The sequence below is a fragment of the Gelidibacter sp. genome, from assembly GCF_035577925.1.
GTDB lineage: Bacteria > Bacteroidota > Bacteroidia > Flavobacteriales > Flavobacteriaceae > Gelidibacter.
Genome location: NZ_DATJCY010000104.1, coordinates 1 through 14470, shown reverse-complemented (window position 1 = coordinate 14470; position 14470 = coordinate 1). Strand labels below are relative to the sequence as shown.

Sequence of the window (14470 nt, the reverse complement as noted above, 5' to 3'; positions counted from 1 at the left end):
GAGCCTGATCATTAATGTGGGCGGGGGCGTTGTGACCGATTTGGGAGGATTTGTTGCTTGCACCTTTAAACGTGGCATAAAATACGTTAATGTTCCTACGTCACTATTGGCAATGGTCGATGCATCCGTAGGAGGAAAAACCGGCGTTGATCTTGGAGCACTAAAAAATCAAATAGGCGTAATTTCTACAGGAGATATGGTCATAGTAGACACTAGCTTTTTAGATACATTACCTCAAAACCACTTAAAAAGCGGATTGTCTGAAATGCTAAAACATGGTCTTATCCACGATCGTTCATATTGGAATAGCCTCCTAAACTTAAGCAACTTATCCTTAAATGATTTAGACAACTTAATTCATCAATCTGTTGAAATAAAAAACACCATAATAACAGAAGATCCCAATGAACAAGGCATTAGAAAACACCTCAATTTTGGTCACACCCTAGGCCATGCCATTGAGTCTTATTTTTTGAGCGCACCCAACAAGGAAGAATTGCTCCATGGTGAGGCAATTGCCATCGGAATGATTATGGAATCATATATTTCCCACGAATTATTAGGCTTTCCAAAAGAGGATTTGGAGATTATTAAAGAAACATTTCTTAAAATATTCAAACGCATACCTATTGAAACCACCGATTATAAGGCTATCATAGATCTTTTGAAATATGACAAGAAAAACGAACATGGCAATATCAACTTCGTACTTTTAGAAGCGATCGGTAAACCAAAAATGGATTGCTTGGTAGAAAATGAATTACTTCTTAAAGCTTTTGAGTATTACAAATCATAAATACCGATCCTTTATGATTTGGAGATGATGTTTTTCGTGTCCTGCAATTATAAATGCAGCCGCCCTGACAGAAAGCACATTGTTATTGGCAGTTCCTTTTGTCGCTAAAGTTTTGTCATCAAAAGTGGCAAACAATGATAGTGTGGCTTTTCTCACATCCTGATACTCTAATAAAAGACTATCGATAGTTCTGTCATTAGCATTACTATAAACAACAAACGCATCTTGATCAAAACCTGGCAGTTGTGATTTATCATTTCGGGCAATACACAACGCGCGATAAGCAAACACACGCTCAGTATCAATTAAATGTAATATTATTTCCTTAATAGTCCATTTGCCATCGGCATAACGATAATGAAGCTTATCTTCAGGAATACTTTTGATAAATGAAATCAATGAATCTTGATTGTATTCCAAAACTTGCAATAACTCCAGATCTGATACTTCATCAATATAAGGTTGATAGTAAGGATTATATTCATCGGACATTAATTGAATTTTTGACATAAAAACACCTTTCATATTATTTAAAAACACCCTTTACTGATGGCTCAATAAAGGGTGTGTAAATTAAAAATTTTAAATCGATTACATTTCGTTAAAAATTGAATGCATCAATCGCTTTTTATCATTTATACTCTCCTCCAACGAAATCATTGTCTCCGTTCTATAAATCCCTTCGATATCATCTAACATGAAAATTATATCCTTGGCATGCGATGTGTTTTTAGCCCTTATTTTACAAAAAATATTAAATTTTCCGGTTGTAATATGAGCAACTGTTACGTAAGGTATTTCATTTATTCGCTCTAATACAAATTTTGTTTGTGACGTGTTGTTCAAGAAAACCCCAACGTAAGCAATAAAAGAGTACCCTAATTTTTTGTAATCTAAAGTTAACGATGAACCTTGCACAATACCCGCTTCTTCCATTTTTTTAACACGAACATGAACAGTTCCAGCAGAAATCACTAATTTCTTAGCAATATCCGTAAACGGAACACGTGTATTATCAATTAACATGTCTAAAATTTGATGATCAATTTCATCTAACTTGAACTTTCCCATTTTTGTGAATTATTATTTTTTTTACAAAAATAGTAGAAATTTATCGAAAATAAGACGCTTAAAGTCACATTTTTTACGTAAATAGCATGTATTTTTCATTATTTATCAATACGAAATCGATTGCGAAACCCACCTTTAACACATCATTAACATGAGCAGTCACCAATTCCCCGTTGGCATCAATCTCTTTGTGACCGAAAAAAGAACTCAAATCTGAAATCTTTTCGATTTTAGGAATAAAAACAACACGATTCTGATCTAGAAACTCTTCAAATTGGATGGCAATATCAAGAACCTCATAACCTCCTTCTGATTTTAATTTTGCGTTTCGGATAATTATATCGTAAAACAATTTTTCGTTTTCCGGAATTTCAAAATATAGTTTATCATTCAGACCCAAGATGTCTTTGGTCGCAATTTCTACGATTCCAATCCAAAGTGACTGAAAAATAAATTCCCTCACTTTTTCTCTATCATAATCACCTTTATAATGTCCGGCTTCAAATAATACCGTTGGCACATTCAAGGACTGAAAACTATCCCCTACGCAATTAATATTAAAAGCATCATCATATACACCTACTTGACCTGGAATTTGTTTTTGGAGGTTTTCATTCATCTTCACAATAACATCCATTGCTTTTTTTCTGGTATCCGTAATCGAACAAGCTTCATCTTGCGCCGGAGACAAAAAAGAAACCGTTGCTGGCTTGTTCGTCAAACCTGCACTAAAAATGGTGCGCTGACCGTGAAGATTAAAGCAAAAATCCGGTTTAAAATCCTCAAAACATTTTTTAAGGATAATACTTTCAGGTTGCGTCAAACTTTGGGCATCTCGATTCAAGTCCACCTGATTTGCATTTAAACGGGTATAAGCTCTCGATCCATCAGGATTCAACATAGGGATAATTCCTATGGTACAATTCTTCAAAAGTTGATGTACAAAAACATTTTCAGAATCAGCCAAAACATTCAACAAATCGAAAATGGCCTTGGTGGTCGTACTTTCATTTCCGTGCATTTGTGACCACATTAAAATTCGTTTTTTCCCTGAACCGATTTTTATAAAATGGATCTCTTCATTCAAAACCGACTTCCCTAAAATGCCGATCTCAAAATGAGAGCTGTGCTTTTTGAGTAAATTTTTTATATGGTCATAATTAATATAACGACCAAAAAGAGACGCCTCATAATAGCGTCCATAATCAATTTCCATGAGCAGTTTAATTGTGTTAAATTATAGCTGCACAAATGTAAACAATTGACCTTTTACAAATGTAAACAATGCAAAAGAATACTGTTGTTTACAAAACTATACAATTTAAAGATTTGTTTAAGCGCAAAAACCATTGTTTATATATTATGAAATTTGTTTTCCGTTTAATGCCATTGTAATTGTTTTTAATCAGTACTTTAAATATATTTATTTAAAGTATAGGTTTACCAACATCTGTAAGGTTGAATTTAATATAATGCTGTTTACAATCTATTTATTACATTTGTAACATTATAAAACACCAATACAAGTTTACAATGCTAAACAATGATGATTTTTCCAAACGACTCCAAAAGGTCATTGACTTCTATGCCGAAACCGCCTCTTCTTTCTCTGATAAAATAGGCGTTCAGCGGTCTAGCATTTCGCATATATTATCAGGCAGGAACAAACCAAGCCTAGATTTTGTGATGAAAATTTTGTCTGCTTATCCCGAAGTTGATCTGTATTGGCTACTAAATGGACAAGGTAAATTCCCGGCGGAACAACAAAAATCAAAGGCAGAAACAAAGCAAGATTTTGAAACTCCGATCCCCTCTTTTGAAAACAAAAAAGAAATCAAATCTGAAAAGCAGCCAGACACCAAAGACAAGACGATTGATAAAATTGTCATCCTTTATAAAGATGGCACGTTTAGGGAATTTGTTGAGAGTTAGATTTTTTATGTAATAAAAATCTGTCAATTATCTTTCGATAATTTGATTTTAGATTAACTTACTTTTGGTTAGTTTTGCATCTAAATTCTATACACATGAAATTTTCAATATTTTTTATTTCCTTATTACTTCTGACAAGCTGTTATAATAAAGAGCGCAATTGTAAAGACTTTAGAACAGGCACATTTGAATTTAAATACACCACTGATGGTGTGGAAAAAATCGGGAAATTCGTTAGAACAGACAGCACCAATATTGATTATTACGAAAACAAGATTGATACGGCTTCAATTAGATGGATTAACGATTGCGAATTTATCATGAAACACATCAATCCGAAAAACATGAGTGAAGAAAAAGCCATCCACATGAAAATCCTGACCACTTCTGAGGATTCATATACATTTGAGTACAGTTTGGCCATTCAACCAGGTAGTCAACAAAAACATGTTGAAAAAGGAACTGCAACCAGAATAAAGTAAAGACAACTTTGATTTCTTTTTAATGAAGCAACGCCAATCCTTAAACTCATCATTTTGATTGCCTAGAACGATTCTTGTAAGGATTGAGAATTATATATCTGGTTTAATTACAAATGCCCTGAAAAATTCTTTCCAAGGCATTTGTAATTTTAATAAAGATGATCAGACTTTTCATATTTCCGAGACCTTATATTAATATTAATACGGACAAATAGCTTTTTTTATGTTTGAAATTGTTCCTTAAAACAACTTCACCTGCCCGTTTTCTTCAATTTCGTCGTCATCAGAATTGTCTTCTGAATTAGATATTGTAGTTTTAGGAATACCATTACCGGAAATGTCATCTTCATCTACAACCTCAATTTCTTCGGCAGGCAATTCTTCTGGAACTTCATATGGCAAGGGCTCAAGCAGGCTAATTTGCTTTACCTTATCTCTAGTCAGTTGATTTCCTAAAGCCGTAATTCCTTTAATACTGATAAATTCTTCAAGATTGATTTTTAGGTTATCTTTTCTTTCCTTGCCACGTTCCTTTGCGAACTCAACTTCAACCATCGGCTTCCAATCTGTAGAAATAATTTCCAGTTGCGATTTTGGATGATCGGAAATAAATGACTCTTCTTTACCTTCTTGTTCAATCAGAAAACGTTTTACATAATAGCGTTCTTTATCGCCATCAAAATAAATGGCTGAAATTGGTTTTTTAGGAATCCATTTTTCAAGAACAATCATATCATCATCAAAACGCGAAGTTAATTCGGGTGAAATGGTTTTTACAACTCCCGACTGATTAATAACCAACAATCGGTCTTCACCCCTAAACTCACCAATCAATTCGCCTCTAGCATCGGCATTTAATCTTTGAACAGCATCATCAAACCAAATTTTTCTAGGTTTTAATGTAGAAATGCCCTTTTCTTTAAGTTCAATCTTTCTAATAGCATGTTTGGTGACAAGATTTCCTTTGGAGTTTCGTCCTTTTATAAGAATATCGGCAAAGTCGAGATCCCATTTCAATTTCTTGATACTGCCATTCTGCCTTAAGAAAACAGTAATGACTTCGGCTTCACCATTAGGATTGGATGAAAAATACAAAACTGTCGAGCCTTTATTGCCTGTTGTCAAATCATATTCCCTATCGCGGGTAACGCCAGTTACAGAAAATCGCTTGATATAAGAAGGTCCTTTACCACCATCACGATAAATCATATTATAGATGGTGCGTTTGTCTTTCCGGTTAAAAACTTCAACATTGATAATATCTTTTCCTACAAAAGTCTTGGCATCTACTTTGGTAATGGTCATTTTACCATCTCTTGTAAACACGATGATGTCGTCAATATCACTACAATCGCAAACATACTCATCTCTTTTAAGTGATGTACCCACAAAACCCTCTTCTTTATTGACATATAGTTTTGTGTTTCTGATAACCACTTTTGTGGCATCGACATCATCGAACAAACGGATTTCTGACAAACGCTCTCTTCCTTTGCCATAATCGTTTTTAAGCCTTGTAAAATAAGCAATAGCATAATCGGTTAAATGCTCGAGATCATATTTTACTTGAGCAATTTGGTCTTCTAGCGCATCAATTTTTTGTTGTGCTTTATCAATATCAAACTTAGAAATACGTTTAATTCTTATTTCTGTTAAGCGCTCAATATCTTCCGTAGTGATACTGCGTTTTAAATGCTTGATATGTGGCTGAAGACCTTTATCTATAGCACTTACAACGCCTTCCCAAGTTTCTTCTTCTTCAATATCACGATAAATCCTGTTTTCGATAAAAATACGTTCCAAAGACGCAAAATGCCATTGTTCCTCAAACTCAGAAAGTTTTATTTCGAGATTTTGTTTTAAGAGCTGAACAGTGTTATCGGTAGAATGGCGCAACATTTCTGTAACCCCAACAAAAAGCGGTTTATTATCTTCAATAACGCAACCTAATGGTGAAATAGACACTTCACAATTGGTAAATGCATAAAGGGCATCAATCGTTTTATCGGGTGAGATACCAGATGGTAAATGCACTAAAATCTCAACGGCAGCTGCTGTATTATCTTCAATTTTCCTGATCTTGATCTTGCCTTTTTCATTGGCCTTTAAAATGGAATCAATTAAGGAAGATGTATTAGTACTAAAAGGAATTTCGCTGATGACCAGCGTATTTCTATCCAATTGTGAAATCCTAGCTCTAACGCGTACTTTTCCGCCGCGCATACCGTCTTTATAATCAGTAATATCTATAATTCCAGCAGTGGGAAAATCGGGGTAAATAGTAAATTTTTTTCCACTTAGGTGCTTAATTGAGGCATCAATAAGCTCAATGAAATTATGAGGTAAAATCTTTGTAGAAAGTCCAACAGCAATTCCTTCACCGCCTTGCGCCAACAATAATGGAAACATGACCGGAAGGTTAATTGGCTCCTTCCTTCGACCATCATAAGAAGCTTGCCATTCGGTGATTTTTGGATTGAAAACGACATCCAAAGCAAATTTAGACAGCCTTGCTTCAATATATCGAGGTGCAGCGGCACCATCTCCAGTAAGAATATTTCCCCAGTTCCCTTGCGTATCGATCAATAGGTCTTTTTGACCAAGTTGAACCATGGCATCCGCAATACTGGCATCGCCATGCGGATGGTATTGCATGGTATGGCCAACAATATTTGCTACTTTATTATAACGTCCATCATCCAAATCTTTCATGGATTGCATAATACGTCTTTGAACTGGCTTAAATCCGTCTTCTATAGCCGGAACGGCACGCTCCAAAATAACATAGGAAGCGTAGTCCAAAAACCAATCCTTAAACATTCCGGTAACCCTCGTGATCGTTTCGCCACTTGAGTTTTCCTTAATATTTTCCGCTTCATTATGTAAGTGATCTTCTTCCAATATTGTGTATATTAATTAGTAGGTTTTGTATTATTTTTTATCATTTTACTTAATGACTGTCCAATATATCGTCTTTTTCGCCGGGACACCAAAGTCACGTTAAAAGTTTCTTTTTTAACTTGACCTTTTGAGTTTGTAATGTACAACGTCAAACTTTTATAGATCAGATAATTTCTAAATTGAAAGGCCTTGAGTCGCGATTTATTAAATTCCAATTGATGCTCTCTATAATTGAAATAATCGGACAGCAAAAGTCCTTTGTTGATAAGTAGAACCTTTTTGCCGTCACTATCATATTCAAAATATTTTGAAATGAAATGCACTGCAAGAAACAGAATCAAAAATCCGATGAAGATAAAAAGAAAAGTCATCTTTGAGCTCGATGCCAAATGGCTAAAGGCACTAAATACCGTTGCCAACAAAATGACAAGGACAATCAGTATAAAATAGACTGATACAATAGTATTTTTAACCTTTGCATTATTAGTTCTCATGAACTTCCTCTACTATATCTAATTCTACTTTAAGGTTATCGATAATAAACTCTTGACGTTCTGGTGTGTTTTTACCCATATAAAATTCTAACAATGCGTCTATGGACATCTCTTTGTCCAACATTACAGGATCCAAGCGGATACTCTCGCCAATGAAATTAACAAATTCGTCTGGCGAGATTTCACCAAGACCTTTAAATCGTGTGATTTCGGGTTTTGGTTTTAATTTTTCGATGGCATCGCGACGTTCTTGTTCGGAATAGCAATAAATGGTTTCTTTTTTGTTCCTAACGCGAAACAAAGGTGTTTGTAAAATATATAAGTGACCATCCTTGATCAATTCTGGGAAAAACTGTAAAAAGAACGTTATCAATAATAATCGGATATGCATGCCATCCACATCGGCATCAGTAGCAATAACAATATTGTTGTAGCGTAAGTCCTCAATAGATTCTTCAATATTTAAAGCAGCTTGCAACAGGTTGAATTCTTCATTTTCATAAACAATCTTTTTGCTCATGCCATAAGAGTTCAAAGGTTTTCCTCTTAAACTAAAAACCGCTTGGGTATTTACATCCCTCGATTTGGTGATACTTCCGGATGCCGAATCGCCCTCAGTAATAAACAATGTGGACTCTAAATACCTATCGTTTTTTGTATCTCCAAAGTGGACACGGCAATCGCGCAATTTTTTATTGTGAAGATTGGCTTTTTTAGCTCTATCCTTAGCCAATTTTCTAATTCCGGACAATTCTTTGCGCTCACGCTCTGCCTGAAGGATTTTACGGTTGATTTTATCGGCAGTTTCAGGATTTTTATGTAAAAAATTATCCAATTGTGTTTTCACAAAATCGTTGACATACGTTCGGACCGTAGGCAAATCACCGCCCATATCCGTCGAACCTAATTTAGTTTTGGTCTGGCTTTCAAAAACAGGTTCCATGACTTTTATGGCAATCGCTGTTACGACCGATTTTCGAATATCGGAGGCATCGTAGTTTTTTCCGTAAAACTCCCTAATAGTTCTCACCAAAGCTTCACGATAAGCCGCCAAATGGGTACCGCCTTGTGTGGTATTCTGTCCATTTACGAACGAATAATACTCTTCACTATATTGTGTTTTACTATGTGTTAAAGCAATTTCAATATCATCGCCTTTCAAATGGATAATCGGATAAGATCGATCAGATTCATTGATGCTCTCTTCCAACAAGTCTTTCAATCCGTGTTCACTATAAAACTTCTCACCATTGAAAATAATGGTCAGACCCGTGTTGAGATACACATAGTTTTTGAGCATTCTCTCAACATATTCATTGCGATATTTATAGTTTTTAAAAATCGCCTCATCTGGAATAAATGAAACTTTAGTACCTCTTCTTCTTGAGGTATCATCCAACAATTCGTGATTGGTGAGATTTCCTTGCGAAAATTCAGCAGAAGCCGATTTATTATCACGCGTCGATTCTACCCTAAAAAAATTGGACAACGCGTTCACCGCCTTGGTCCCTACACCATTAAGTCCCACTGATTTCTTAAATGCCCGCGTATCATACTTACCTCCAGTATTCATTTTTGAGACCACGTCCACTACTTTCCCGAGTGGAATACCACGACCATAATCGCGCACGATGACCTTATTGCCCTGAATGGAAATTTCGATGGTTTTACCAACGCCCATAACGTATTCGTCAATGGAATTGTCCAAAACTTCTTTTAAAAGAATATAAATACCATCATCAGGTGAAGAGCCGTCACCAAGCTTACCAATATACATTCCAGGACGCATACGGATATGCTCTTTCCAATCGAGCGAACGTATATTATCTTCGGTATAATCGGTTTGTAAAGACATAAAAAGGTAGAAATTTAGATAGATTGCTAATATAACATTTCGCTACAGACCATAAAACCGCACCGTGTTAAAGTAATTAACAAAGTTTTTAAGATTTAGGGTTTGGAGTGAGAAACGTCAAGTTTCAAGTTTAATTAATATATATTGATTACCAAACAGAACTCAAAAATAAAATCATAATTACAACGATAATTCGTACTGTTTAAATGATAATATTCTAAAAAATGATTCCATTTTTCATCCAAATTTAAAGATATGAATAAAATTAGTATTAAACGAAAAACTTATACTTTGCTAGGGGTAAACACAGCTTTTTCCTGAAATTCATCCAACTTATAATGAATTGTTATATTTTCAAATCACCATCTTTGATCCAATTTCTTCTTTTCATCAGATAATAAAAAAAGTAAGACAACATAGCCGGAAGTAAAAACTGCAATAGCACAATGTTGAAGAGAATGGTCGAAGATTCAGTTTCTAATTTCATGGCATTATATGAACCAATTTGACCGACCAATCCACAGGTTCCCATTCCAGACTCCAAAGCTGTATTTTTCATGTTAAAAAACACAATCGCAATAGGACCAATAATAGCCGAAGCCAATGTGGAGGGAATCCATATTTTCCAGTTTTTATAAATATTAGGCATTTGCAACATGCTTGTGCCTAAACCTTGTGCCAAAAAACCTTTAATACCATTGTCTTTATAACTAATAGTAGCAAAACCTATCATTTGTGCGCAACACCCAATGGTTGCAGCACCAGCAGCCAAACCATCGAGTTCCAGCATTAAGCATAACGCTGCTGAAGAAATTGGTAAAGTAAGGGTCATGCCAACAATTACAGCCACCACAATCCCCATTATAATAGGCTGGGATTGTGTTGCCAAGGTTATAAGTTCGCCAATACTTTGCATTAAAAACTGAACGGTGGGCCCTATAATCATCGCCAACAAAACACCAATAAGTACCGTTACCATTGGTGTGACCACGATATCAATACGAGTTTCATTGGAAATTAGCTTTCCTATTTCTGTTGCTAAAATAGCTGTAATAAAAACAGTTAATGGCCCGCCCATTTGGTAAGCTGCAACACCCACAACCGCCGATGAAAACAATACCAATTGTGGCGCACCTAAACTATAAGCAATCGCAATGGCTATGGCCGGACCTGTAGCTTGTTGCGCAACTGGCCAAAGCACATCTTTTAAAAAATGGATGTCAAACTCCTCGCCTATGGTTTTTAGTATGGTACCTACCAAAAGTGTAGCGAATAATCCGTACGCCATAGCGCCCATGGCATCTACAAAATATTTTTTAGCCGAAAAATCAACGTTTTTACGATGAAGAAATGCTTTAATATACATCCGAATGGTTTGCTTTCAAATTAACAAAAAAATATGCAGCTACTAAAGTTGATGCAAGTTTAAATTATATATAGCCAATGGCAAAACAAATTAAAATGGGAGTGCTTTCAAACAAAACGCGGCAATCATTCAATTAACACCTGTTTTTTAAATATTTAACCAAATTTTATCTGTCGCACTTTTAACAATATTCAAAAATAAATCCGAACTTTGAATTGATCAATTTTGAGAATGTTAGATAATATTTCTGTAAAAACATTGTTTAAGCAAACATCAATAAAGTGAATAAGAATCTCATTTTAAAACTGAGTCCAAACAAAAGATTTCTTGGTATTTTATCAGTTATTGCAATACTACTTTTAATACCATTAACCGCAATGCAATTTACCAATCAGGTAAAATGGTCTGTTTCCGATTTTATTGTGGCTGGACTATTATTGCTTTTTACTGGACTCGTCTTAGAATTCATTTTAAGAAGACTAACAGCCACAAAACACAGAATTATAGCTGCCATTATTCTTTTTATCCTTCTTTTTATCGTTTGGGCAGAACTTGCTGTCGGAATTTTTGGGTCACCTTTTGCTGGAAATTAAAAACTCTATATAATAGAAATTCTTTGCTCTAAAACTCTAAAAAAGAATTAAAACAAAGAACTTCAACAATTTAGTTTTTTGGTTTTATGTAACTATTATTTTAGATAATTAGACCAAACGCTATCTAAAGCATAATCTTCTATGACTTTTACAGAGTTATCAAAATGGAAAAAGCTCAAAAGACCAGAAATTTCCTGCTGTACCATCGTAATACAGTTATCTACCAAATCTTTTCTAAAGCCTTCATCGCCCATTTCCAATACATAGCCAACACTGACCACTCTGGCAATAATTCTACCTAAATCGACCAATTTTCGTTGCGAAAGATTACTGTCAATATTAAAATTGAGATCGTTTTTGAAAAGCTTGGAAGATTCCGCAGTAACATCCAAGGTTTTCAGATATTCCAACAAGTTGGACATCTTACCTTTCTTCATGGCGCGCGTTATCATTTCTGAAATTTGAGAATACAACATTTCGTTAGAACCTTCAAATATTTGAAACGGTCTACTATCCATAATACCACGTCCACCAATATGACTTATACGATAACCATTAGCACCAGAAAGCTGTGTTAGGAGCTGAGCAGACTCATGCATCAAATCGGTAACCACAGTTTTCATACTATTAGCTTCCAACCCGTTGGTTGCTAAATTATGCTCTATCCCACTTATTTTGGTACTTCTATAACACATGGCGGAACTCAAGGTAAAGGCCGACTGGATTCTTGATAATTGGAATTGCACTTGATCCATGGCCAACAAATTACCTGCACCCACCATTCGGGATTTGCAATAGGCTGTAGCTTCGTCCAACATACGTTTTATAAAACCCGTTGCCATGCCTGGAAACTGCAATCTACTTCTATGCAAAATGTCCAACATCATTTTAATTCCAGTAGTCTCAGGAACTAATCGTTGGTTTTTTGGAATTTGAAGATCCAATTTATTTAAGCCATAAGGAATGATATAAAGCCCTGCATTATCATAAAGTTCTTCAACAACGATATGCTGATCTTTGATGGAATTATCGGCAATAAAAAAATCTACATCCCTAGAAAGGTCGCCACTTTGGGTTTTGTTTCTAGCAGCAATCAACCAATAGTCAGCCATTCCGGTCAGACCTTGCCAATGCTTTGTACCTTTAACTGTATAGCCATTTTCATTTTCTTGGCTAAAAGTTTTCATATTTAAAGCATCACTTCCATAGTTAGGCTCAGTAATCATGAGGCCACCCATATTCTGGTTTTTTAAAAACCGATCAAAAATTTCGGGTTTTACAGCAGCTTCGGCATATTTTGCAACAGGCTCTAAAAACAAAGCAATGTTGATTCCAAAAGTTAAAGATAGTGACAAGGACTCATAAGAAGCTGCAGATAGCACTTGAAGGCATTCCTTCACATTTGCTCCGCGTCCACCAAATTCACTTGGAATAGCAACAGACAATGGATTTTTGGACATTATTTTCTCCAAAATGTCCGCAGGTAAACCACGTTCTAAACTCAATTGATCAATATTCCCTTCTTCATGAAATAAATGATGTAATGTTTTTTCAAAATCTTTGATGAATACTGAAAATTCGGTTTTTGTTTCCATAAAATTAAAATTAAGGAGAGTTGGTTGCCATTAGTATTAATTCATGGATCAAACTCAAAAGAAAATCAACAAAACAATATTGTAAAGATTGACATTTTCTTTAGAATCTAAAACAAACATTAGCATGGATAATCTCCGTGGACAAAATTATTAAATATTATTTAGAATGAATATAAACAATTGATTGATTTGTTCATTTTTTAAAATAGTTGCGAAAATAATAAAATAGAATCCAAACACCGTAAGAATGTACGGTCAATATTGAAAAAATTAGGAATAGTTGGACGATGTTACTTAATATTGTTTCAATAACATCTTTGCAGCGGGATTATAGAATTAAATGCCGTTGATTTTACTAAGAAAAGAAATAGCAACCCCAAACCTCAAAAAAAACAGCATAAATAAACTTTAACTTTATGATTATCTTTAATGCTAATTTTGATTCATTATTTTAAAAATGACAATTAGCACAAATCTGAAAAGATCGTACTCTATTAAAAATGGCGAACATAAAAATATACCAAGCAGTAAATGCCCATGAAGACCACATAACTTTTGAGATTTCCAAAATGGAAACTATTTTCACAAAGCGAAATGGCAAACAGGATACTCCCCATCGGCATAATTATTTTACCGTTTTGATTATTAACCATGCCAACGGTGTACATAAAATCGATTTCAATTCTTATCCGTTATCCAGTAACCAAATCTATTTTGTGGCACCGGGTCAAGTACACCAAGTTATAGAACACGAAAAATCTTATGGATATGTGATGACGTTTTCCAATCAGTTTTTGGTTCAGAATTCCATCCCCTTGTCATTTATAGAAAGTTTAAATCTCTTTCAGGATTATGGACAAAGTCCGCCACTTTTACCTAATCGAGAGCAATTTGAAGTTATACAAAATTATGCCGAAAACATCTTTTCTATTTTTAAGAGCGATGCACCAATGAAAATCTTGTCCATTGGTTCATTTTTGAAACTTTTGCTTATCGAATGCAATAATATCTGTACCATTAATCCTATAGAATCAACCATTGATAATTCGGGCACAGAACTCATTAGGAAATTCAAAAAGCACGTCGAAAAAGAATATAAACAAGAACATTCCACCACATATTACGCGAATAAACTCAACATTACTGCCGATCATCTCAATCGGACGTTCAAAGCCAGAATTGGTAAAACGGCCAAAGAATACATCCAATCAAGAATTATTACCGAGGCCAAACGCCTTCTCTATTTTACCAATGCGTCCAATAAAGAAATTGGCTATGAACTGGGTTTTAATGAACCTGCCAATTTTAGTGCTTTCTTTAAAAAACACACGCATTTATCGCCATCCAGATTTAAAAAAACAGAAATCAATCCGTGATGTCGGATT

At 34.8% G+C, this 14470-nt stretch carries 13 protein-coding genes; 5 read left to right on the top strand and 8 right to left on the bottom strand.

Annotated elements, in window-relative coordinates:
* Positions 1–796 (top strand): 3-dehydroquinate synthase family protein (locus VNJ50_RS03650; RefSeq protein WP_325579153.1); only part of this gene is annotated, 796 nt, incomplete at its 5' end.
* Here VNJ50_RS03650 and VNJ50_RS03645 read toward each other — a convergent pair.
* The 3 genes from VNJ50_RS03645 to VNJ50_RS03635 form a co-directional block, all read right to left on the bottom strand.
* Positions 791–1306 carry a DinB family protein gene (locus VNJ50_RS03645; RefSeq protein WP_325579151.1) on the bottom strand — a complete coding sequence of 172 codons (516 nt, stop codon included), beginning with the start codon at positions 1304–1306 and terminating at the stop codon, positions 791–793. The two genes, VNJ50_RS03650 and VNJ50_RS03645, sit on opposite strands and share 6 nt — an antisense overlap.
* Positions 1307–1387: 81 nt before the next feature.
* Positions 1388–1867, bottom strand: a complete 480-nt coding sequence (locus tag VNJ50_RS03640) for an Lrp/AsnC family transcriptional regulator (RefSeq protein ID WP_325579149.1) — start codon at positions 1865–1867, stop codon at positions 1388–1390.
* Between the two features lie 73 nt (positions 1868–1940).
* Positions 1941–3083: a M14 metallopeptidase family protein gene (locus VNJ50_RS03635; RefSeq protein ID WP_325579147.1), complete on the bottom strand. Its 1143-nt coding sequence runs from the start codon at positions 3081–3083 to the stop codon at positions 1941–1943.
* Between the two features lie 317 nt (positions 3084–3400).
* Between VNJ50_RS03635 and VNJ50_RS03630 the strand changes: the two genes are divergently transcribed.
* Both VNJ50_RS03630 and VNJ50_RS03625 read left to right on the top strand, forming a co-directional pair.
* On the top strand, positions 3401–3799 hold the full coding sequence (locus tag VNJ50_RS03630; RefSeq protein WP_325579145.1) for a helix-turn-helix transcriptional regulator: 399 nt from the start codon (positions 3401–3403) through the stop codon (positions 3797–3799).
* A 95-nt stretch (positions 3800–3894) separates the two neighbouring features.
* Positions 3895–4281: a hypothetical protein gene (locus tag VNJ50_RS03625; protein WP_325579143.1), complete on the top strand. Its 387-nt coding sequence runs from the start codon at positions 3895–3897 to the stop codon at positions 4279–4281.
* Positions 4282–4521: 240 nt separating this feature from the next.
* On the opposite strand, the gene VNJ50_RS03620 is transcribed toward VNJ50_RS03625, so the two are convergent.
* From VNJ50_RS03620 to VNJ50_RS03605, 4 genes are all read right to left on the bottom strand, one after another.
* Entirely contained in the window at positions 4522–7182 is a 2661-nt protein-coding gene (locus VNJ50_RS03620) for a DNA gyrase/topoisomerase IV subunit A (RefSeq protein WP_325579141.1), read from the bottom strand.
* 11 nt (positions 7183–7193) lie between these two features.
* Positions 7194–7676 (bottom strand): hypothetical protein, encoded by a 483-nt coding sequence (locus tag VNJ50_RS03615; RefSeq protein ID WP_325579139.1) that lies wholly within the window; start codon positions 7674–7676, stop codon positions 7194–7196.
* Positions 7666–9531: a DNA topoisomerase IV subunit B gene (locus VNJ50_RS03610; RefSeq protein WP_325579137.1), complete on the bottom strand. Its 1866-nt coding sequence runs from the start codon at positions 9529–9531 to the stop codon at positions 7666–7668. The genes VNJ50_RS03615 and VNJ50_RS03610 overlap by 11 nt, the downstream gene beginning before the upstream one ends.
* Before the next feature lie 346 nt (positions 9532–9877).
* The gene (locus VNJ50_RS03605; RefSeq protein ID WP_325579155.1) at positions 9878–10891 is read right to left on the bottom strand and encodes a PTS sugar transporter subunit IIC; all 1014 of its coding nucleotides are present in this window, start codon (positions 10889–10891) and stop codon (positions 9878–9880) included.
* 287 nt (positions 10892–11178) lie between these two features.
* On the opposite strand from VNJ50_RS03605, the gene VNJ50_RS03600 reads away from it, so the two are divergent.
* Positions 11179–11490 carry a hypothetical protein gene (locus VNJ50_RS03600; RefSeq protein ID WP_325579135.1) on the top strand — a complete coding sequence of 104 codons (312 nt, stop codon included), beginning with the start codon at positions 11179–11181 and terminating at the stop codon, positions 11488–11490.
* 95 nt (positions 11491–11585) lie between these two features.
* On the opposite strand, the gene VNJ50_RS03595 is transcribed toward VNJ50_RS03600, so the two are convergent.
* Positions 11586–13085 (bottom strand): acyl-CoA dehydrogenase family protein, encoded by a 1500-nt coding sequence (locus VNJ50_RS03595; protein ID WP_325579133.1) that lies wholly within the window; start codon positions 13083–13085, stop codon positions 11586–11588.
* A 500-nt stretch (positions 13086–13585) separates the two neighbouring features.
* On the opposite strand from VNJ50_RS03595, the gene VNJ50_RS03590 reads away from it, so the two are divergent.
* A complete protein-coding gene (locus tag VNJ50_RS03590; RefSeq protein WP_325579131.1) occupies positions 13586–14461 on the top strand; it encodes a helix-turn-helix transcriptional regulator in 876 nt (291 codons plus the stop codon).
* Positions 14462–14470 lie beyond the last annotated feature (9 nt).

Bases quoted from the DNA above. Each gene is read 5' to 3' on its own strand.
- VNJ50_RS03645 (WP_325579151.1), bottom strand. From the start codon at position 1,306: ATGTCAAAAATTCAATTAATGTCCGATGAATATAATCCTTACTATCAA.
- VNJ50_RS03640 (WP_325579149.1), bottom strand. From the start codon at position 1,867: ATGGGAAAGTTCAAGTTAGATGAAATTGATCATCAAATTTTAGACATG.
- VNJ50_RS03635 (WP_325579147.1), bottom strand. From the start codon at position 3,083: ATGGAAATTGATTATGGACGCTATTATGAGGCGTCTCTTTTTGGTCGT.
- VNJ50_RS03630 (WP_325579145.1), top strand. From the start codon at position 3,401: ATGCTAAACAATGATGATTTTTCCAAACGACTCCAAAAGGTCATTGAC.
- VNJ50_RS03625 (WP_325579143.1), top strand. From the start codon at position 3,895: ATGAAATTTTCAATATTTTTTATTTCCTTATTACTTCTGACAAGCTGT.
- VNJ50_RS03615 (WP_325579139.1), bottom strand. From the start codon at position 7,676: ATGAGAACTAATAATGCAAAGGTTAAAAATACTATTGTATCAGTCTAT.
- VNJ50_RS03610 (WP_325579137.1), bottom strand. From the start codon at position 9,531: ATGTCTTTACAAACCGATTATACCGAAGATAATATACGTTCGCTCGAT.
- VNJ50_RS03595 (WP_325579133.1), bottom strand. From the start codon at position 13,085: ATGGAAACAAAAACCGAATTTTCAGTATTCATCAAAGATTTTGAAAAA.
- VNJ50_RS03590 (WP_325579131.1), top strand. From the start codon at position 13,586: ATGGCGAACATAAAAATATACCAAGCAGTAAATGCCCATGAAGACCAC.